This window comes from Pseudomonas sp. NPDC087346 (assembly GCF_044744235.1).
Taxonomy (GTDB): Bacteria; Pseudomonadota; Gammaproteobacteria; order Pseudomonadales; family Pseudomonadaceae; genus Aquipseudomonas.
Genome location: NZ_JBIUXX010000018.1, coordinates 26,837 through 46,453, shown reverse-complemented (window position 1 = coordinate 46,453; position 19,617 = coordinate 26,837). Strand labels below are relative to the sequence as shown.

At 60.4% G+C, this 19,617-nt stretch carries 19 protein-coding genes; 10 read left to right on the top strand and 9 right to left on the bottom strand.

Translation table 11 applies throughout. The features are described from left to right. Positions 1 to 65 precede the first annotated feature (65 nt). Positions 66 to 842 carry an IclR family transcriptional regulator gene (locus ACIOZM_RS13390; protein WP_401214347.1) on the bottom strand — a complete coding sequence of 259 codons (777 nt, stop codon included), beginning with the start codon at positions 840 to 842 and terminating at the stop codon, positions 66 to 68. Between the two features lie 176 nt (positions 843 to 1,018). On the opposite strand from ACIOZM_RS13390, the gene ACIOZM_RS13385 reads away from it, so the two are divergent. The 5 genes from ACIOZM_RS13385 to ACIOZM_RS13365 all read left to right on the top strand — a co-directional run bounded on the left by ACIOZM_RS13385 (position 1,019) and on the right by ACIOZM_RS13365 (position 6,495). Next, entirely contained in the window at positions 1,019 to 2,764 is a 1,746-nt protein-coding gene (locus ACIOZM_RS13385) for an FAD-dependent oxidoreductase (RefSeq protein WP_401214344.1), read from the top strand. Beyond that, positions 2,748 to 3,581 carry an aldo/keto reductase gene (locus ACIOZM_RS13380; protein ID WP_401214341.1) on the top strand — a complete coding sequence of 278 codons (834 nt, stop codon included), beginning with the start codon at positions 2,748 to 2,750 and terminating at the stop codon, positions 3,579 to 3,581. The genes ACIOZM_RS13385 and ACIOZM_RS13380 overlap by 17 nt, the downstream gene beginning before the upstream one ends. Positions 3,582 to 3,681: 100 nt before the next feature. After that, complete coding sequence (locus ACIOZM_RS13375) at positions 3,682 to 4,524, top strand: neutral zinc metallopeptidase (RefSeq protein ID WP_401214339.1); 843 nt, start codon at positions 3,682 to 3,684, stop codon at positions 4,522 to 4,524. 126 nt (positions 4,525 to 4,650) lie between these two features. Beyond that, positions 4,651 to 5,541, top strand: coding sequence for a neutral zinc metallopeptidase (locus ACIOZM_RS13370; RefSeq protein WP_401214336.1), 891 nt, complete (start codon positions 4,651 to 4,653; stop codon positions 5,539 to 5,541). Further along, the gene (locus ACIOZM_RS13365; protein WP_401214333.1) at positions 5,542 to 6,495 is read left to right on the top strand and encodes an alpha/beta fold hydrolase; all 954 of its coding nucleotides are present in this window, start codon (positions 5,542 to 5,544) and stop codon (positions 6,493 to 6,495) included. It abuts the gene before it with no gap. 138 nt (positions 6,496 to 6,633) lie between these two features. On the opposite strand, the gene ACIOZM_RS13360 is transcribed toward ACIOZM_RS13365, so the two are convergent. The 3 genes from ACIOZM_RS13360 to ACIOZM_RS13350 form a co-directional block, all read right to left on the bottom strand. Then, positions 6,634 to 7,227 carry an HAD family hydrolase gene (locus ACIOZM_RS13360; RefSeq protein ID WP_401214331.1) on the bottom strand — a complete coding sequence of 198 codons (594 nt, stop codon included), beginning with the start codon at positions 7,225 to 7,227 and terminating at the stop codon, positions 6,634 to 6,636. After that, on the bottom strand, positions 7,224 to 8,093 hold the full coding sequence (tesB, locus tag ACIOZM_RS13355; protein WP_401214328.1) for an acyl-CoA thioesterase II: 870 nt from the start codon (positions 8,091 to 8,093) through the stop codon (positions 7,224 to 7,226). The genes ACIOZM_RS13360 and tesB overlap by 4 nt, the downstream gene beginning before the upstream one ends. Before the next feature lie 105 nt (positions 8,094 to 8,198). Further along, positions 8,199 to 8,768, bottom strand: coding sequence for a GNAT family N-acetyltransferase (locus ACIOZM_RS13350; protein WP_401214326.1), 570 nt, complete (start codon positions 8,766 to 8,768; stop codon positions 8,199 to 8,201). Positions 8,769 to 8,864: 96 nt separating this feature from the next. Here ACIOZM_RS13350 and ACIOZM_RS13345 point away from each other — a divergent pair, with 96 nt between their 5' ends. Both ACIOZM_RS13345 and ACIOZM_RS13340 read left to right on the top strand, forming a co-directional pair. Further along, on the top strand, positions 8,865 to 9,785 hold the full coding sequence (locus ACIOZM_RS13345; RefSeq protein ID WP_401214324.1) for a histone deacetylase: 921 nt from the start codon (positions 8,865 to 8,867) through the stop codon (positions 9,783 to 9,785). 283 nt (positions 9,786 to 10,068) lie between these two features. Beyond that, complete coding sequence (locus ACIOZM_RS13340; protein WP_401214321.1) at positions 10,069 to 11,310, top strand: TIGR03862 family flavoprotein; 1,242 nt, start codon at positions 10,069 to 10,071, stop codon at positions 11,308 to 11,310. 90 nt (positions 11,311 to 11,400) lie between these two features. On the opposite strand, the gene ACIOZM_RS13335 is transcribed toward ACIOZM_RS13340, so the two are convergent. The 5 genes from ACIOZM_RS13335 to ACIOZM_RS13315 form a co-directional block, all read right to left on the bottom strand. After that, positions 11,401 to 12,738 (bottom strand): DEAD/DEAH box helicase, encoded by a 1,338-nt coding sequence (locus ACIOZM_RS13335; RefSeq protein ID WP_401214319.1) that lies wholly within the window; start codon positions 12,736 to 12,738, stop codon positions 11,401 to 11,403. A gap of 65 nt (positions 12,739 to 12,803) precedes the next feature. After that, positions 12,804 to 13,730, bottom strand: a complete 927-nt coding sequence (gene yedA, locus ACIOZM_RS13330; RefSeq protein WP_401214316.1) for a drug/metabolite exporter YedA — start codon at positions 13,728 to 13,730, stop codon at positions 12,804 to 12,806. A 229-nt stretch (positions 13,731 to 13,959) separates the two neighbouring features. Beyond that, on the bottom strand, positions 13,960 to 14,565 hold the full coding sequence (locus ACIOZM_RS13325; RefSeq protein ID WP_401214314.1) for a PolC-type DNA polymerase III: 606 nt from the start codon (positions 14,563 to 14,565) through the stop codon (positions 13,960 to 13,962). Positions 14,566 to 14,606: 41 nt separating this feature from the next. Beyond that, entirely contained in the window at positions 14,607 to 15,086 is a 480-nt protein-coding gene (locus ACIOZM_RS13320; protein WP_042561201.1) for an NYN domain-containing protein, read from the bottom strand. A gap of 259 nt (positions 15,087 to 15,345) precedes the next feature. Then, on the bottom strand, positions 15,346 to 16,116 hold the full coding sequence (locus ACIOZM_RS13315) for a DUF2076 domain-containing protein (RefSeq protein ID WP_401214311.1): 771 nt from the start codon (positions 16,114 to 16,116) through the stop codon (positions 15,346 to 15,348). A 178-nt stretch (positions 16,117 to 16,294) separates the two neighbouring features. Between ACIOZM_RS13315 and ACIOZM_RS13310 the strand changes: the two genes are divergently transcribed. The 3 genes from ACIOZM_RS13310 (at position 16,295) to ACIOZM_RS13300 (ending at position 19,108) form a co-directional block, all read left to right on the top strand. After that, positions 16,295 to 16,969, top strand: a complete 675-nt coding sequence (locus ACIOZM_RS13310; RefSeq protein WP_401214308.1) for a YciC family protein — start codon at positions 16,295 to 16,297, stop codon at positions 16,967 to 16,969. A gap of 75 nt (positions 16,970 to 17,044) precedes the next feature. Beyond that, a complete protein-coding gene (locus ACIOZM_RS13305) occupies positions 17,045 to 18,124 on the top strand; it encodes an endonuclease/exonuclease/phosphatase family protein (RefSeq protein ID WP_401214305.1) in 1,080 nt (359 codons plus the stop codon). A 78-nt stretch (positions 18,125 to 18,202) separates the two neighbouring features. Next, positions 18,203 to 19,108 (top strand): hypothetical protein, encoded by a 906-nt coding sequence (locus ACIOZM_RS13300; protein WP_401214304.1) that lies wholly within the window; start codon positions 18,203 to 18,205, stop codon positions 19,106 to 19,108. Positions 19,109 to 19,617 lie beyond the last annotated feature (509 nt).

Here is a 19,617-nt window from a genome sequence, read left to right as displayed (position 1 = left end):
TCAGTAACTGATACATCGCCATCGCGAGCAGGCTCACTCCTCCAGTGGACTCAGGTGGATTCAGATTAAATGAACAACTCCGAAGCCTGACTCGCCGCCGACAACTCCTCGGCAAACTCCAGCAACAGCGGCGCCAGTTCATGCAACCGCGCCCCGGGCATCCGTGCACTTGGCCCGGCAATGCTCAGCACACCAATCACCCGGCCATCGACAGGGTGTTTGACCACCGCCGCAATCGCAGACGTGCCCACCGCCGAACTCTCCTCTACACACGCATAACCCTGCTCGCGCGCCAGTCGCAGGCGTTCCAGCAGTTCAATATTGGAGCGCGGCGCATTCGGCCCGACGCCTACCGGCACCTCCGCCGCCTGCCGCTCAACCAGCGACAACGCCTCGGCATCGCTCATGCACGCCAGCCACGCATGGCCCGACGCGGTGTAGAACAACGGCGCATCGCGGCCCATGTCGGGGTCATAACGCAGGCCAGTCCGTGCGCCCTGAGACTTGGCGATCCAGGTCTGACGCTCGCCATCGATCACGCCCAAACGCACTAGCTCACCGGTTTCCTGAGCCAGTCGATCCAGCACTGGCTGAACAATATCGGCGCCGCTGCCCGACAGATAACGGAAACCCATCGCCACCAGTTTGGTCGACAAGTGATAGCGCAGCGTTTCTGGATTCTGCCGCACATAACCCAGGCGAATCAGCTCGGCGAGCAACCGGTGAGTCGCACTTTTCGGGATTTGCAGTTGCTCGGCGAGGGTCTGCATCGGCAGCCCGTGCGGCTCACTGGTGAGGCTTTCCAGCACGCTGAAAACCCGTTCGATCTGACTGCCGGCCATGGGGACATCCAAGTGAAATTTTGCCGATTCTAGAAGACATCCGCACGAATGCGAAATCTGGAACCAAGCGTCCGATAACCGCCCACTTTGCGCCAACTCAACTTGCCGAGCGCGATTCACATTCGATATTTTCTGGAATCAAATTCCAAAAACAGCTAAAGCTGGAGACACTTGCGATGCCTGCCAAACCTGCACTGCCCGACGTGGATTGCGATGTGCTGATCGTCGGCTCCGGCGCTGCCGGTCTGTCGGCGGCGGTCACCGCAGCGTGGCACGGCTTGAAAGTCATCGTCGTAGAAAAGGACCCGGTGTTCGGCGGCGCTACCGCATGGTCCGGCGGCTGGGCCTGGGTGCCGCGTAATCCACTGGCCACCCGTGCCGGCATTGTCGAAGACATCGAACAACCGCGCACCTACCTGCGCCATGAGTTGGGCGAACACTACGACCCGGCGATGATCGATGCCTTCCTTGAAAACGGCCCACCCATGGTCGCGTTCTTCGAACAGCACACCGCCCTGCAATTTGCCGACGGCAATGCGATTGCCGACATCCATGGCGATACGCCGGGGGCCGGCACTGGCGGGCGCTCGGTCATCGCCGCGCCTTACGACGGGCGAAAAGTCGGCAAGCTGCTGAAGCGCCTTCGTACAACCCTGCGCGAAACTTCGTTCATGGGCATGCCAATCATGGCCGGCGCAGATCTTTCGGCGTTTCTCAATCTGACCCGTTCATTGCCGGCGGCGTGGCACGTGACCCGGCGCTTCACTCGGCATCTGCTCGACCTCGCCATCCATGGTCGAGCGATGCAACTGGTCAACGGTGTGGCATTGGTGGCGCGGCTGGCCAAGTCCGCCGAGGACCTCGGCGTACTGCTATGGGAGTCGGCGCCAGTGACTGAATTGCTGCGCGAAGACGGACGCGTTTGCGGCGCACAGATCAGCACCGCCAAAGGCCCGATCCGTATTCAGGCGCGCAAAGCCGTGGTGCTCGCCGCTGGCGGATTTGCCAATGACATCGAGCGGCGCAAGGCGCTGTTTCCGCGCACTCCGACCGGTCATGAGCATTGGGCATTGCCACCACTGGCGGTGAATGGCGATGGCTTGCGACTGGGCGAAAGTGCTGGCGGTCAGGTCAATACCGATGGCGCCTCGCCGGTGGCCTGGGCGCCGGTGTCGCAAGTCCCACATTCGGACGGCAGCACCGGCCATTTCCCACACATCATCGAGCGCGGCAAACCCGGGATCATCGGCGTGTTAAGCAATGGTCAGCGCTTCGTCAACGAGGCCAACGGTTACTACGACTACGTCAGCGCCATGGTTGCTGCCGCGCCAGAAGGAGAAGAAGTGGCGTCATGGCTGATCTGCACCCGTGCTTTTCAACGGCGTTATGGTCTCGGCATGTCTCGGCCGTTTCCGGTTCCGGTGGCAGGTTTTATCCGCAGCGGCTATCTGAAAACCGGTAACAGTCTGGAAGAATTGGCCGTTGCTTGCGGCATCGACCCAAAGGGTTTGCGTGCCACCGTCGATCACTACAACCACCACGCTCGACATGGCGAAGACCCGGCATTCGGTCGTGGCGCAACTCCGTACAACCGCAAACAGGGCGACCCGGCGCAGCAGCCCAACCCTTGTGTGGCGCCGATAGAAGACGGCCCGTTCTACGCGGTAAAAGTGCAACCGGGCTGCTTCGGCACATTTGCCGGACTCAAGGTCAACCCGCACGCCCAAGTACTCGGCGCCGACCAGCAACCCATCGCCGGGCTCTACGCTGCTGGCGGTGACATGGCCAGCATCATGGGCGGCCACTATCCGGCGGGCGGCATCAACATCGGCCCGGCGCTGACTTTCGGCTACATCGCCGCCCGCCACATTGCCGGCGTTACAGCTTTCGAACAGGAGATCGACCATGCAGCACATCGTTAACGCTCAAGGTTTGCACATGCCGAAACTCGGCCTCGGCACCTGGCCGATGCTCGACGACGAATGCACCCGCGCCGTTGAGCAAGCGCTGGAGTTGGGCTATCGGCACATCGACACGGCTGCGGCCTACAACAACGAGGACGCCGTCGGACAAGCGCTGGTGAACAGTCCGACGCCCCGCGAAGCGATTCACCTGACCACCAAAGTCTGGTGGGATCAGTTGCAGCCCGACGCCATGCGCCACTCCCTGCAACGCAGCCTCAAAGCCTTGCGCAGCGATTACGTCGATCTGTTCATGATCCACTGGCCGACCACCGACTGGGACCTGCCACGCACCCTCGAAACATTGGCCGATTTCAAGGAACAAGGGCTGGCACGCAACATCGGCGTGGCGAATTTTCCGCTGCCGTTGCTGCGTAAAGTCATCGAGGAATATGGCATTGCGCTGTCAGCGATTCAGGTCGAGTACCACGTCCTGCTCGGTCAAAACGCCCTGCTCGATTACGCTCGTCAACACGATCTGGCACTGACGGCCTACACGCCGCTGGCGCGCAACAAGGTCTCGGACGTGCCGCAGATCCAGCAAATTGCTACCAAACATGGCGCGCTCCCCACACAGATCGCGCTGAAATGGTTGCTGGATCAAGCCAATGTGGCAGCGATTCCCAAGGCCAGCAGCCGGGCCAATCAACTGGCGAATATGGCGGCGCTGACGGTGCAACTGGACGATGAAGACCGGGCGCTGATTGCCGGCCTGTCGAAACGCGAGCGTCAGGTCAGCCCGGACTTCGCTCCCGAGTGGGATGCGTTCGACCGCTGAGTCTTACGTGGTCTTACACATCTGTCCTGCACGGTTTTGCCCGCGCGGTTATTCATAGGCATGGCGATCAACGCCACCACCATCTATGAGAAATCGCAGCATGTTATGGAACAAGGCAAGACCCAGTGACAACGTCAACGACATACGACCGGGCAAGGATGCCCGGACAACAAAGATTCTCGGCGCAGGACTGGCGGTCGTTACTATGGCCGGTGTCGGGCTGTACTCGGCAACGGGGAGCTCCCCGGTCGAGCCGACAAACCAGCCAATCAGCTTTTCCGCCAGCAGCGCCAGCGAAGATCCGCAACTGAAGTTCGTCGAGTCCGTGCTGGGCGATACCGAAGACACCTGGAAACAGCTTTTCGCCGAGACCGGACAACATTACCCGCCGCCCGTACTCACCCTGTTCAGCGACGGCGTCGACTCGCCCTGCGGATACGCCAGCCCTGGCAGCGGCCCGTTCTACTGCCCGGCCAATAGCCAGCTCTATCTCGATCCGGCGTTTTTTGCCCAGATCGCCCGTCAGCTGTCGGTGAATGGAGAGTTCGCCCAAGCTTTCATGATTGCCCATGAAGTCGGGCACCATGTTCAGCTGGAGCTAGGGCTTTCGGCACCCTTAGAACAAGCCTTGTCCGCACGCCAGACAGTCATCGGTGATTCGGGTCTGGAAGTGCGGGCCGAATTGCAGGCCGACTGTCTGGCCGGTGTCTGGGCACACCATGCCCAGCAACGCCTGGCATGGCTGGAACCGGGTGATCTCGAAGACGCCTTGAACGCCACCCACTCCATCGGTGATGACTATCTGCAAGCTGCGCAAAACGGGCCTGTGCGCCCGGAGACGTTCAGTCACGGCACCTCGGAACAACGCACACGCTGGTTTTCTGCTGGTTTCGATAGCGGTCGCATCAGTGCCTGCGATACTTTTAGCCCTGCGCAGCTTTAACCTTCAATAGAGTGCACGATTGGCAGAACCGCAACGGCTTGTCATGGTCTGACGACCGGACTGGCGCCGCTACCGCACACCAGCAACACTCATCACCACGCTCATGCTTAAACAGAGGATTCCCACATGCTATGGAAAAAAGGCCGACGCAGTGACAACGTCGTCGATGCACGTGGGGACGATACCGGCGGTGGTGGTGGCGGGATGCGTTTCGGTGGCGGCAAAGGCCTGAGTCTCGGAGCGATCCTGCTGATAGTCGGCATCGGCTGGATCACCGGTCAAGATCCATTGCAGATCCTCGGCCAGCTCACCGGCCAAGTGTCCAACCAGCCCGCGCCGAGCAGTCAAACCCGTCAGGCGCCACCGGCCAATGACGAACAGGCCGAGTTCGTGCGTTCGATTCTCGGCGATACCGAAGACACCTGGGGCGCAATCTTCCAGCAGGCCGGCCGCCAATATAAAGACCCGACGCTGGTGCTGTTCAGCAACCGGGTCAACTCGGCCTGCGGTCTGGCGACTTCGGCCACGGGCCCGTTCTACTGCCCGGCGGATCAGAAAGTCTATCTGGACATGGCGTTCTTTCAGGAGATGAGCCAGCGCTTCAAGGCTGCCGGCGACTTCGCTCAGGCCTACGTGATCGCGCACGAAGTCGGACACCACGTGCAGACCTTGCTCGGGGTTTCCGCGAAAATTCAGGCTGCCCGCCAGCAAGGTCGGCAGATGCAGGGCGACGGCGGTTTGCTGGTGCGTCAGGAGTTGCAGGCTGACTGCCTCGCCGGGGTCTGGGCCTATCACGCGCAGAAGCGCCTGAACTGGCTGGAGCCGGGCGATATCGAAGAAGCCTTGAACGCCGCCAACGCCATCGGTGATGATCGCTTGCAGCAACAGGGTCAGGGCCGTGTGGTGCCGGACTCGTTTACCCACGGTACGTCGGCGCAAAGGGTGCGCTGGTTCAAAACCGGATTCGCCCAGGGCCAGGTCGGCCAGTGCGATACCTTTGCCGCGAAAAACCTGTAAATGCATAAGTGGCTGTTGGTTTTACTGATCATCGGCGGCAGCGCCCACGCGGCCGGCGTCGACGCGATCAGCGCCGGACGCTTGCAGTTCAAGGCGGGCGAGATGGCTGTCGGCATCGGCCCGGCGCCCGAGAAAATCGAGCGCGTGCTGATCGTCATTCATGGCCGCTTGCGCAATGCCGAGACCTACCGCAAGAGCGCCGAACGGGCGACCGAGCAGGCAGGACAGACCGCGCACACGCTGGTGATCGCGCCGCAATTCCTCAACGAAAGCGATGTCTCGCTGTATTCGCTGCCGAACACGCTGTTGCGCTGGAAAGGCAACGAGTGGATGGGCGGCGGATTGTCCACCGGACCGAATCCGCTGAGTTCCTACGCGGCGCTGGACGAAATCGTTGCCCGGGTCAGCGACCGCAAACAGTTTCCGGACGTGAAGCAGATCGTGATTTTCGGTCACTCCGGTGGCGGACAAGTGGTGCAGCGTTATGCCCTGCTCGCCAAGGAGCAACCGGCACTCAAGACCAACGGAATCCGTCTGCGTTATGTGGTGGCCAATCCGTCGTCGTACGCCTATTTCAATGAACAGCGACCCGTAGCGTTCGATCATGCGCAATGCCTGAATTTCAATCGCTGGAAATACGGTCTGACCGATATGCCGGTGTATTCCGGTGGGCAAACGCCGATGCAGCTTGAGGGCAGTTACACCAAGCGCGAGGTGATTTATCTGCTGGGCCAGCAGGATATTGATCCGCAGCATCCGGCGCTGGACAAGAGCTGTGCTGCGGAGGCGCAAGGTGCGTATCGACTGGAGCGCGGGAAGATGTTCTTCAGTTACTTGCTACGCCGTCACCCGGAAGGGGTGAACCAGCGCCTGATCGAAGTGCCCGGGGTTGGGCATAACGGCGACGGGATGCTGAACTCGCCGGAGGGGCAGAAAGCGTTGTTCGATCAATGATTATGCAGTGACGGATCTGACGTCATCGCGGGCAAGCCCGCTCCCACAGTGAGCGTGTCGTACACAGCATCTGCGAACGCCACGAAACCTGTGGGAGCGGGCTTGCCCGCGATGAGGCACTTTCAGGCGACGAAACTCTCAAGCAGAAAGCATCCGCCGCAACTCGACACAATCCTGCGCATGCCAGTCCGTCAGCTCCGGCCACGGGTTATCCGGCAAATTCACCAGCACCGTGCGCGTCCCCGCCGCCCGACCGCAATCCAGATCAAAGCGGTAATCACCGACCATCACCATCTCGCCGGTCGGCACATTCCACGCCTCGGCCAATTTCAGTAGCCCACCGGGATGTGGCTTCGGCGGTGCTTCATCGCGGCCCAGCACATCGTCCACCGCGAAGCAGTCAGCCAAGCCGATGGCCTCCAGCGTCACATGCGCCAGCTCGCGGGCATTGCGCGTGAGGATGCCGAGGCGATAACCGCGCTCGTGCAGATCCCGCACCAGTTCCACCGCACCAGCAGCCGGTTTCGAACCCAGCGCCAGATCGCGTTCATGCTCCAGCAACCACGCATGCTTGGCTGCCGCTTCATCAGCCGGCAGTGCAGCGAGGTGCGTAAGGATGTCGTCTTCGGGCGGGATCGCCAGCGCTACGCGAATCGCTGCGAAGTCATGCACCGCCACGGTCAGGGTGCCGTCCATATCGAACACCCAGTGCCGCACGTCCGCCAGACTCATGCCCAGTCCTTGCGATGACGGATCAAACCTTCCTGGGTCACCGACGCCACCAGTTGCCCGGCGCGGTTGTACACGCTGCCACGGGAGAAACCACGGGAATTGCCGGCCCATGGGCTGTCCATCGCGTAAAGCAACCAGTCATCGGCGCGCAGATCGTTGTGGAACCACAGCGCGTGATCAAGGCTGGCGACCTGCATGTCTTTCTGCCACACCGACTTGCCGTGGGGCAGCATCGAGGTGGTCAGCAAACCGAAGTCCGATGCGTACGCCAAAAGGTATTTATGCAGCGCCGGAATGTCCGCCAGTGCGCCGTCGGCACGGAACCACACGTATTTCACCGGATCGGCCGGCTGTGGGTTGTACGGGTCTTTTTCGGTGACCGGGCGCACTTCGATCGGTTTCGGGCACAGCAGTTTTTCACGCATGTGCTCGGGGATCAGGTGCGCGCGTTGCTGAGTCAATTCCAGTTCCGACGGCAGATTTTCCGGGCCGACCACTTGCGGCATCGGGGTCTGATGTTGGAAACCTTCTTCGTCGTATTGAAACGAGGCGCTGCAGGTGAAAATCGGATTACCTTTCTGGATCGCGGTCACCCGACGGGTGCTGAAACTACCGCCGTCACGCACGCGATCAACCGAATAAACCACCGGCAACTTGGCATCGCCCGGACGCAGGAAATAACCGTGCATCGAGTGCACATGGCGATCTTCTTCGACCGTCTGACTGGCCGCCGACAGCGACTGGCCGAGTACCTGACCACCGAACAACTGACGGAAACCCAGATCCTGGCTACGGCCACGGAACAGGTTTTCTTCGATCGGTTCCAGGGTCAGCAGGTCGACCAGATCTTCCAACACTTGGCTCATTCAGACTCTCCTCACACAAAGCAGTGCCGCGCAGTCTTGGCTGCGGCAGGCAATTCAGGTTCTGGCGCGAGCCACTTTCGCGCCATTGTAAACGTCCGTGTCGGCTTAGCCATGCAAGGTTTGCAGCCACTGCTCCCTGGTGATGCGATACAGCACATGTCGACGTAACGGGTGATCGACGGCGACTTTCGGGTGGTCGAAGTCGTTCGCCGGATCGTGATGCATGCCGATGGCCTGCATGACTTTTTCCGACGGCAGATTGGATTGTGCGGTGAAAGCCACGATCTGTTTCAACGACAACCGGTCAAAACCGCAGCGCAGAGCGGTCCATGCCGCTTCGCTGGCGTAACCCAGGCCCCAGTGTTCCTTGGCCAGACGCCAGCCGATTTCCACTGCCGGAGTGAAAGGGGCGTCAAATCCGACCACACCGAGGCCAGTAAAACCGATGAACTCGCCGCTGTCCTTGCGCTGAAGTGCCCACAAACCGAAACCGTGCTCGGCAAAATGCCCGCGCACCCGGCCAATGAGCGCGGCACTTTCCAGTCGACTCAGCGGTGCCGGAAAGTAACGCATGACTTGCGGATCGGCACACATCGCCGCAAATTCCGGCAAATCCTCGTCCTGCCACTGGCGCATCAGCAGTCGTGCGCTTTCCAGTTCGAGTATCGGCTCCATCGTGTCCCTCCGTTTCCATGTCGCCAGTCTACATCGCTGGTAGGATCGTTCGCTCTGTCCTGAATTCCCATTTCTACGTTCTCAGATGAAATCGCCATGCCCGTACCGCTGATCTACCACGAAGACTACAGCCCCGAGTTTCCGGCGGATCACCGCTTTCCCATGGACAAGTTCCGCTTGCTGCGCGATCACCTGATCGACAGCGGCCTGACCCGTGACGCCGACCTGCTGCGCCCGCAGATCTGCCCCAACGACATCCTCGCGCTCGCGCATGACCGCAGTTATATCGAACGCTACATGAGCGGCGAGTTGTCCCGCGAAGACCAGCGGCGCCTTGGCCTGCCGTGGAATCAGGCGCTGGCGCAACGTACGGTACGGGCGGTCGGCGGCTCGTTGCTGGCGGCGGAAAAAGCTCTGGAACACGGTTTGGCCTGTCACCTGGCCGGTGGCACTCATCACGCCCATTACGACTATCCGGCCGGATTCTGCATCTTCAATGATCTGGCGATTATCAGCCAATTCATGCTGCAAAGCGGCCGGGTCAACCGGGTGCTGATTTTCGATTGCGACGTGCATCAAGGCGACGGCACTGCACGGATTCTGCACGACACCCCGGAGGCGATTACCGTTTCCCTGCACTGCGAGAAGAACTTTCCTGCACGCAAGGCCGAAAGTGACTGGGACATTCCGCTGCCCAAAGGCATGGGCGATGCCGATTACCTGAACGTCGTGGATGACGCGCTCAACTATTTGCTGCCGCTGTATCAGCCGGATCTGGTGCTGTACGACGCCGGGGTCGATGTACACAAGGACGATGCGCTCGGTTATCTGCAATTGACCGACGAAGGCGTCGCCGCCCGCGATGAAAGCGTGATGCGCCATTGCCTGGGCCGCGACATCCCGGTGGTCGGGGTAATCGGCGGCGGCTACAGCAAGGATCGCCGCGCCCTCGCCCGCCGCCACGGCATCCTGCATCACAGTGCGCAGCGGGTCTGGGATTCATACGGCTGTCATTGAATTGTGCCGCGTTACCCACAATGCCTGTGGAACTGCCTGTGGATAACCTGAGTGAAAGGGACTACAGGCCATGTGGGCTGTAGCGTACAGCGCGATGGTCATTTTTTAACCAACGATTAAATCCACCATCATTCCCTGTGGGAGCTGGCTTGCCAGCGATGGCGGCGTATCAGCCAGCATAATTGCCACTGATCCACCGCAATCGCTGGCAAGCCAGCTCCCACAGGTTTAGCGGTCGGCTGTTAGAATGCGCGCCTTATCCCGCCATACCGCAGCGCACGCCATGACCCAGACTTCCACCACCCTCCCCGCTCACGTCGCCATCATTGGCGGTGGCCCCGCCGGCCTGATGGCCGCCGAAGTGTTGAGCCAGGCCGGAATCCGGGTCGACCTGTACGACGGCATGCCCTCGGTGGGCCGCAAGTTCCTGCTGGCCGGAGTCGGCGGCATGAACATCACCCACTCCGAAGCGTATCCGGCCTTCCTCTCGCGCTACGCCGAACGGGCGCCACACATCGCCCCGCTGCTGCGCGGCTTCGATGCCGATGCTTTGTGCCGATGGATTCACGACCTGGGCATCGAAACCTTTATCGGCAGCTCGGGCCGGGTGTTCCCTACCGACATGAAAGCCGCCCCGCTGCTGCGCGCCTGGCTCAAGCGTCTGCGTGACAGCGGCGTAGTTATCCACACCCGCCATCGCTGGCTCGGCTGGAATGACAGCGGCGCACTGCGCATCGACAGCCCGGACGGCGAAAAGACCCTCAGCCCCGACGCTACCCTGCTTGCCCTCGGCGGCGGTAGCTGGTCGCGGCTGGGTTCCGATGGCGCGTGGATGCTCGCACTGGAGCAACGCGGCGTAGGACTGGCGCCGTTGCAGCCAAGTAATTGCGGCTTCGAGGTGCAGGCCTGGAGCAATTTGATGGTCAGCAAATTCGCTGGCGCGCCGCTGAAAAATATCGCCATCGGCTTGAACGACGACATCCCGCGACTGGGCGAATGCGTGATCACCGCGACCGGCATCGAAGGCAGTTTGATTTATGCACTGTCGGCGCCGATTCGCGAGGCGATCAACCAGTACGGCGCGGCGGTGATTCATATCGATCTGCTGCCCGGCAGGCCTGTGGATAAAATTCAGGCGGCGCTGAGCAAGCCGCGCGGATCGCGCTCGATGGCCAAACACCTGCACAGCCAGATCGGCATCGACGGAGTAAAAGCTGCGCTGCTACGTGAACTGACATCCGCCGAAACCTTTGCTGAACCAGCACTGCTGGCCCGGGCGATCAAGGCCTTGCCGCTGACCTTGGTGAAAACCCGGCCATTGGACGAGGCAATCAGCAGTGCCGGTGGCGTGACGTTCGAGGCGATGGATGAGCGGCTGATGCTCAAGGCATTGCCGGGGGTGTTCTGCGCGGGGGAAATGCTCGACTGGGAGGCGCCAACGGGCGGGTATCTGCTGACCGGATGTTTCGCCAGCGGGCGTGCTGCGGGACTGGGGATGGTCGAGTGGCTCAAACACTCCGGCTGAATCAATCGCGAGCAGGCTCACTCCTACAGGGATCGCGCCCTTGTAGGAGTGAGCCTGCTCGCGATAGCAGTCTGGCAGGCGCCGCGACTGTTAAGGCTTACGCTTGCGCGGCCCAGTGTTGAACACTGGCACTTTGCGCACAGGCTTGACCGAAGGCTCTGGCGCCTGAGTCTCGCCGGTATCCACCCACTTGCCGAGATTGCGTTTGCCGCCACCACCGGAAGTTTTCGGCTTTTTCGGTTTCTTCGGCTTCTTCACGACCTGACCGCTGGCATCGGTATCCGGCACGCGGTGCTCAGGCTCGAAGTCCGGCTCGTTCTCACGCTTCAAGGTCTGACGCGTGAGCATCTCGATGGCCGACAGCATGTTCACTTCATCGGCACACACCAGCGAAATCGCTTCGCCAGTGGCGCCCGCACGGCCAGTCCGACCGATGCGGTGGATGTAATCCTCGGCCACGATCGGCAGATCGAAGTTGACCACCAATGGCAGGTCTTCGATATCCAGACCACGGGCGGCGACGTCGGTGGCGACCAGAATCTGTACTTCGCTGAGCTTGAAACGATCCAGTGCGCGCTGACGCGTGGCTTGCGGTTTATCACCGTGAATACCGTCAGCGTTGATGCCCAGCCCCTGAAGTTTTTCCACCAGAGCATCGACGCCGTTACGGGTCTTGGCGAACACCAGTACCTGCTTCCACTTGCCCTTGCGCATCAGATGCACGAACAGTTCAGCCTTGCGCTTCTTGTCCACCGTCACGATCCACTGCTTGACGGTGCTGGCAGCGACGTTGCGCGGGCTGACTTCGATGCTCAGCGGATCGTTGAGCATCTGTCCGGCCAGCAGGCGGATGTCATCGGAGAAGGTCGCGGAGAACAGCAGTGTCTGACGCTGCTTTGGCAGTACGCGGTAGATATTCGACAGTTCTTCGGAGAAGCCCAGGTCGAGCATGCGGTCGGCTTCGTCCAGCACCAGCGTTTGCAGTTGGTTGAACTTCAACGCCTTCTGCCGGAACAGGTCGAGCAAACGCCCAGGCGTGGCGACCAGCACATCGACGCCGCCGCGCAGCTTCATCATCTGCGGATTGATGCTGACGCCGCCGTAAACCGCGTAAGTGCGTAACGGCAGGTTTTCCGCGTACTCGCGCACGGCTTCGTGAACCTGCTCGGCCAGTTCGCGGGTCGGTACCAGAATCAGTGCACGCACCGAGTTGGCAGCGACTTTCGGCCCTTCCATGGACAGCAACTGCAACAGCGGCAAGGCGAAACCGGCGGTCTTGCCGGTACCGGTCTGGGCCGCAGCCATCAGGTCGCGACCGGCCAGCACCGCCGGAATGGCTTGCGCCTGAACCGGCGTCGGGGTCTGGTAGCCGAGCTTCTCGAGGGAGCGCAGCAAGGGTTCGATCAGGCCAAGGGTGGCGAAAGTCATGGGATTACCGTAGGAAAATTCAGCGCGGTTGTGCAAAACAAGTGTGCAATGCCGCGCAGTTTACCCTAATTCACACGGGATTCTGTCGGCATGGCCGTCACAACCGGCGGCTTCGCCCTACGCCACTGTGGCAGACCGATCAGCACCACGGCGCTGATGATCACCAGCATCGCCAATGCTTCCTCGATACCGATGGTCTCGCCGACAAACACGATCCCCAGCAACACCGCCACCGCCGGATTGACGTAGGCATAACTGGTGGCCGCCGCCGGACGCACATGCTTGAGCAGGTACATATAAGCGTTGAAAGCGATGATCGAGCCGAAACCGATCAGGTACGCCAGCGCCAGCCAGCCTTCCAGCGGCGGCATGGCTTGCAGGTGTTCGCCACTGAGCGCGCTGCCGATCAGCAAAACCACGCCGCCAACCAACATTTCAACGGCACTGGCCATTGCGCCCGCAGGCAACGGCAGATGCTTGCTCCACACCGAACCGAAGGCCCACGCCGCCGCCGCAAAAATCAGCAAGGCTGCGCCGGTAGGACTGGATTGCAGATTCGAGCCCATGTTGAGCATCGCGATACCAATAATCCCCAGCACCACCCCGGCCCATTCGAGGCGGGTATTACGCGCGCCCCAGAAATAGCCACAGAGCAACGTAAACAGCGGCACCGTCGCCACCGCCAAAGCCGCAACCCCGGAGGCAACGCCCGAGTGTTCAGCCACGCTGACCGCGCCATTACCGAAACTGAGCAACAGAATCCCGATCATCCCCGCTGCTTTCCACTGCGCCCACGTCGGCGCCGGAGCCCCGCGCCAGCGCAGGAAGGCGTACATCAACGTACCGGCAATGACGAAACGCACACCGCCGAGCATCAATGGCGGCCAATATTCGACGCCGATGCGGATCACCAGATAGGTCGACCCCCAAATCACATACAGCGCAAAAAACGCGGCGATCAACGGTAAGGGGAAACGGCGCAGACCAGACATGGGAGCAACTCGGAATCAAGGCAGTGGACTGGGTATTCTAGAAAAGCCACAGGCTGAACATAAGGAACAAAACCGGTTTATCGCGGCGGTACACTTTTGATAAACGAGCCAGTTCATGTCCATTGTGGGAGTCAGCCTGCTGGCGATTCGGTGATTCAGCCAACAACGATGTTGAATGACACGCCGCAATCGCCAGCAGGCTGGCTCCTACAAGGGTTACTAATCGGGATCAACGGTAGCGCTGGAGGTGTTCGACGACTTTTGCGGCTGGGACTTTCTGCAATTTGCACAGCAGGTCATGGGACAGCTCTTGCACCCCGTGCTTCTGGCGAAGTTGCTCAGCCAGATGCGCCATCAGGTTGGCCGCCATCTCGGCATCGGCCATCGCCCGGTGAGCCTGGCCGGTGTGCGGCAGACGGGCAAAAGTAGTGAGGGTGCCGAGTTTGTGGTTCGGCGCTGCCGGCATTAGCCTGCGGGCCAGCAGCAGTGAGCAGGCAAAGTTCTGCAAACGAGTGCGCTTGATCCGGCCCAGCTCGAAATCCCAGAACTTCTGGTCGAACGCGGCGTTGTGCGCCAGTAATGGCGTGCAGCCGACGAATTCGTTGACCTCGTTCATCACTTGTTCGGCCGATGGCGCGGTGCGCAGCATGGCGTTGCTGATGCCGGTCAGTTGCTCGATGAAGGCCGGGACGCGTACGCCGGCGTTCATCAGGCTCTGGTAACGCTCGACGATGCGGCCGTTTTCCAGCATGACCACGGCGATTTCCGTGGCCCGGCAACTGCTGCTCGGCGAGATGCCGGTGGTTTCAAAGTCGATGACTGCAATGCGTTCCAAACCGGGTGGTACTCCGTCCAAATCAATTTTTCAGTAGCTGCTCAATTCTTCAGCAACAGTGCGCCTTCGATCGGCACGTAGCGACTGGCGGCGCGGATCAGTGAGTTGGCGGTCAGGCCGGGGACGCCGTAAGCCACGGCTTGCACCCCGTGTTTGCTGATGATGCGTTCCAGCAGCATGTCGAAATCACCGTCACCGGAGGCCAGCACCACTTCGTCGACGTGATCGGCGGCGTCCATGATGTCGAGGGTGATGCCCACGTCCCAGTCACCTTTGGCCGAGCCATCGCTGCGCTGGATGTAAGGCTTGAGCTTCACGATGAAACCGAGATTGCGCAGGATCTGTTGAAACTGCTGCTGTTTGCTGTCGCCACGATCAATCGCGTAGGCGTAGGCCTCGACGATCTGCCCGTCCTTGCTGATGTCCGCCCACAGCGCCGCATAGTTGAAATGGCAACCATAAGCCTGACGCACGGTGTAGTAGAGGTTCTGCACGTCGGCGAACACTGCGATTTTTTTCACCGGAGTTCCTGTGGGCGCGCAAGCGCACGTAGCGGGATCGGGCGCCAGGCCCGAAAAAGGCGCTCAGTATGCCAGTGAGGAGGAAGGTGACGCGAATAATCACCGGCAGGCGCCAAGGTATCCCTGACAAGCGGTGAATGTGGCGAGGGGATTTATCCCCGTTGGACTGCGCAGCAGTCCCAAACCCCGGGTCCGCTTCGCTGCCCAACGGGGATAAATCCCCTCGCCACGTTGTTAGCGTGAACTTCAGAGATGTGGGTCAGACGAAGGAATCGTCATCATCGAAGAACGATGAGTTGTCATCGCTGTAGTCCGCGTCGCTGAGCCCGCCCTGATCATTGTTGTAAGTGTCGTTGCCCGCCACGCGCTGATCATCATTCCAGCCGTTGTTGCCCTGATCTGCAACTTGCGCCGGCTCTTCCTTGATTACCTCAACGACTTCCTGCGGCTGCTGGTTATGGCTGAACAAACTGCTGATGCCTTGCGCCAGCATCACGCCACCGGCCACACCGGCTGCGGTTTTCAACGCGCCACCGAGGAAGCTGCTGCCGGCCGCCGGGGCTGCTTGTTGCGGTGCATAGTTGGGCGGCGGTGCGCCGAAGTTCTGTTGTGGGGCGGGCGCCGCGTAGTTCTGCTGCGGTGCCGGTTCGCGCCAGCCTCCGGTGGATGCCGGTGCGCTCTGGGCCGGTGCAGGCTGGGTTGGCGCCGGACGCGGATTGCTGCCAAAGATGCTGGACAGGAAACCACCGCCGCTCGGTGCAGATGCTGCGCCCTGAGCCTTGGCCGCTTGCAGGTCGGCCTGCAATTGCTGGACTTGCTGAGTCAGTTGTTTGTTCTGTTCATCGAGGCTTTTGATGGCCGCCTCTTGCACCAGAATCGCCTGGGTCATGAAATAACCTGCCGCCGGCTGGCGCGTCAGGTGTTCCTTGATCCGCGCCTCCGCCAGGGCGTCGCGCGGGGCTGCTTCCGTTTCGGCCTGTTGCAGGCGGGAAAACAGTCCATCGATCAGGGTTTGCTCTTCGCTGTTCATGGCGACCTCGTAGATTGCCGGGGATAACGTTGCCCTTGTCCACGCTGGACACGGTACCTGTCTGTAATGGAGGCAGTGACAGAATGTTTCAATGACCTTTACCGAACGTTTACGTTTGCGCCCCGCCACGCATCATCGGTTAAAGTGAGCCACTGTTTTCGACCTGCGATACCGACCGATGAATGCCTTGGATGTACTGCGCGACTCTCTCTATTTCTTCAAACGCAATCTGGGCCAGATCGTCCGGCTGTGCCTGCCGCTGGTGATTTTCGAAGCGTTCCTGCAACAGGTGGTCGACCACGCCACCGGGCCGGAGAATTTCTCGGCGATCAGCGTGGTCGTCGGCCTGCTGGTTTATCCGCTGTATACCGCTGCGCTGATCCTGTTGCTGGACGCCCGCACCAACGGCGAAACCCCGCGCAACCGCGATCTGCTGGCGCTGTCAGTCAGACTGTGGCCGCGCTTCGCCGTGCTCACCGCGCTGAATACTTTGCTGATCCTGCTCGGCCTGTCGCTGTATTTCCTGCCGGGGCTGTGGCTGATGGTCACGTTGGCGTTCGGCGAATACCTGCTGGTGCTGCGCGGCCTCGGCCCGTTGCAGGCGATGAAGCAAAGCCTGCGCCTGACCCGTGGGCATTTCTGGAAGATTCTGTTGTGCATCCTCTGCGTGATGGGGCCGCTGTGGCTACTCAAGGGCGCAACGCTGGCGGTGTATCCCGAGCCGCAGAACCCGTTGATCGCGGTGCTGATCGACAGTGGGCACAGTTTCCTGCAACTGTTCACCAGTGTGGTGCTGTTCCGCCTGTTCATGCTGATCAGTGAATCGCCCGACAACCGCGAAGGAACGGCCTGACTGCTATTGGCCTTGGGCGCCGGCCTCGCAGTCCGGTATGCTCAGGGCCACTTTTGTAACGCTATAAGTCGAGCCATGCCCCGTCTACTGCGCTACACCCTGCTGATCGTACTGTTCGCCATCGTCCTGATCGGCGGGCTGATTCTCACCGTCACCTGGCGCCCCGACGCCCGCGAAACCCTGCCAGTCAGTTGCACCGGTCAGCCGCCGACGCTGGTGCCCGGGCAAGCGCTGAAAGTCATGACCTGGAACGTCCAGTATCTGGCTGGCAAGCGTTACGTGTTCTGGAATGATCTGGCGCAGGGCACCGACGAAGCGCCGACTCTGGAAGACATGGCCTTCAGCCTCGATGAAGTGGCGCGGGTGATCCGCGACGAGCAGCCCGATCTGGTGTTGATTCAGGAGCTGGATGACGGCGCCAAGGCCAGTGACTATCAGGATCAGCTCAAGCTGTTGCAGGAGCGCGTCGCCGACCTCTATCCGTGCAGCGCGCATGCGTTCGACTGGAAGGCTGATTTCGTCCCCGATCCGCACGTCTTCGGCAGCGTGGGCCGACAACTGGCGACGTTGAGCCGCTACCGCATCGAACACGCCGAGCGCCTGCAATTGCCGGTGGCGCCAGCCAACCTCATCAGACGCCAGTTCCAGCCGAAAGATGCTCTGCTCGCGGTTAAATTGCCGCTCAGCGACGGCGGGCAACTGACGGTGTTCAACACTCATCTGGATCGCGCCAGCCAACCCGACGACACCTTGCAGGCGCAGGTGACCGCCGTGGCCAAAGTGCTGGATAAATATGAAAGCCAAGGCATGCCGTGGTTGATCGGCGGCGACTTCAACCTGCTGCCGCTGGGCCAGTACCGACGTTTAGCCGCCGAGCAGCGCACGCCCTACTCCGCCGACAGCGCACTGCATCTGTTGTGGGACAAGTACCCGATGATCCCCACCAACAACGAAGCCAGTGGCATCGACCGCGCGCAATGGCTGACCCACTATCCCAACGACCCCGGCCTCAACGGCCCGGATCGTACGGTCGACTATCTGTTCTACAGCCCGAAGATCAAACGGGTGGAAGCGATGGTGCGGCAGGACGATACGTTGCGCATCTCCGATCATTTGCCGGTGATTGCGCGGTTCCTGCTGCCGGTGGCGCCATAGGGCCGAGACTGACAAGCGCCACGAGCAACGCTCCAGCATTCGAATTTACGACACGGAAGACGCATGAAAATTTTACTGATGTGCAAGGACATCGGGGGTTATGCCCGAAAATTGGCGGACCATCTAATGACCGATAACGACGTGTGCTTCATCGATACCGCGTCAATGTCCGAGCAGTTTGATAAAGCCCCGAAAATCCTTCGCCGCCCGCTTAAACGTTGGGCTCAGTTGCGACGGGTCAAGTCAGCCATTCAGGCATCCGGAAGATTTGATGTCGCCCTGTTGATCAACCCGGCGCAAATTGATCCGACGCAATTGGCGGTAGCTTTCAAGTCCAGCGACCGCAAGATTGCCTATCTTTACGACAGCTTCAGTCGATGGCCGATGAGCCGTGAACAACTTGCCGAATACGATGAGGTGTTTTCCTTCGATCCGGAGAATGCCAAAAGCCATGGCCTGAAAAAACTGCACAACTTCATTTATGAAGATTATGTCGCAGACGCAAAACCTGGTGAGTACTCGGCTTTTGTGGTGATGGCCGGCAAGGATCGGGTTCCAGCACTGGAAAAACTGGCGCAGGAGTTTGATCGACTCGGGATCAGTGATTACAAGTTTATGGTTCAGTGCAAACCGATCCCCGGCGCTCATCCGGGCATCACCTTCTTCGCACAAAGAATGTCGCTGGAGTCCGTAGGCGAACTGGTAAAACGCTCGCGGATCATTCTGGACATTTCCAAGCCCGGCCAGGCCGGATTGAGCTTCCGTTTTTTTGAGGCCATGGCCTCGCGCAAAAAAGTCATCACCACCAACAGAAGCGTTGTCGACTATGACTTCTACAACCCGGCGAACATTCTGGTCATCGATGAAGCCAGCCCGCTGATTCCCGAGCAGTTCATAACCGAACCGTATGTGGACGTTCCTGAGCAGATCTATCAGAAATACACGTTGCAGGGATGGACCAGGACTGTCCTTTCACTGCACTGAAACACTCCCCAGTTTCACCTGCCCAACACCAATCCCTGTGGGAGCTGGCCTGCCAGCGAAAGCGGTGTGTCAGGCTCCAGATGTGTTGACTGACACGACGCTATCGCGAGCAGGCTCGCTCCCACAGGTTTTGCGAGTTGCCTCAAATCATCTGCACAACACAAATCCGTGTGGGAGCTGGCTTGCCAGCGAAAGCGGTGTGTCAGGTTCCAGATGTGTTGACTGACACGACGCTATCGCGAGCAGGCTCGCTCCCACAGGTTTTGTGAGCAGCCTCAAATCATCTGCACAGCGCAATCCCTGTGGGAGCTGGCTTGCCAGCGAAAGCGGTGTGTCAGGCCCCGGATGTATTGACTGACACGACGCTATCGCGAGCAGGCTCGCTCCCACAGGTTTTGCGAGTTGCCTCAAATCATCTGCACAACACAAATCTCTGTGGGAGCTGGCCTGCCAGCGAAAGCGGTGTGTCAGCACCGGATGTATCGACTGACACGACGCTATAGCGAGCA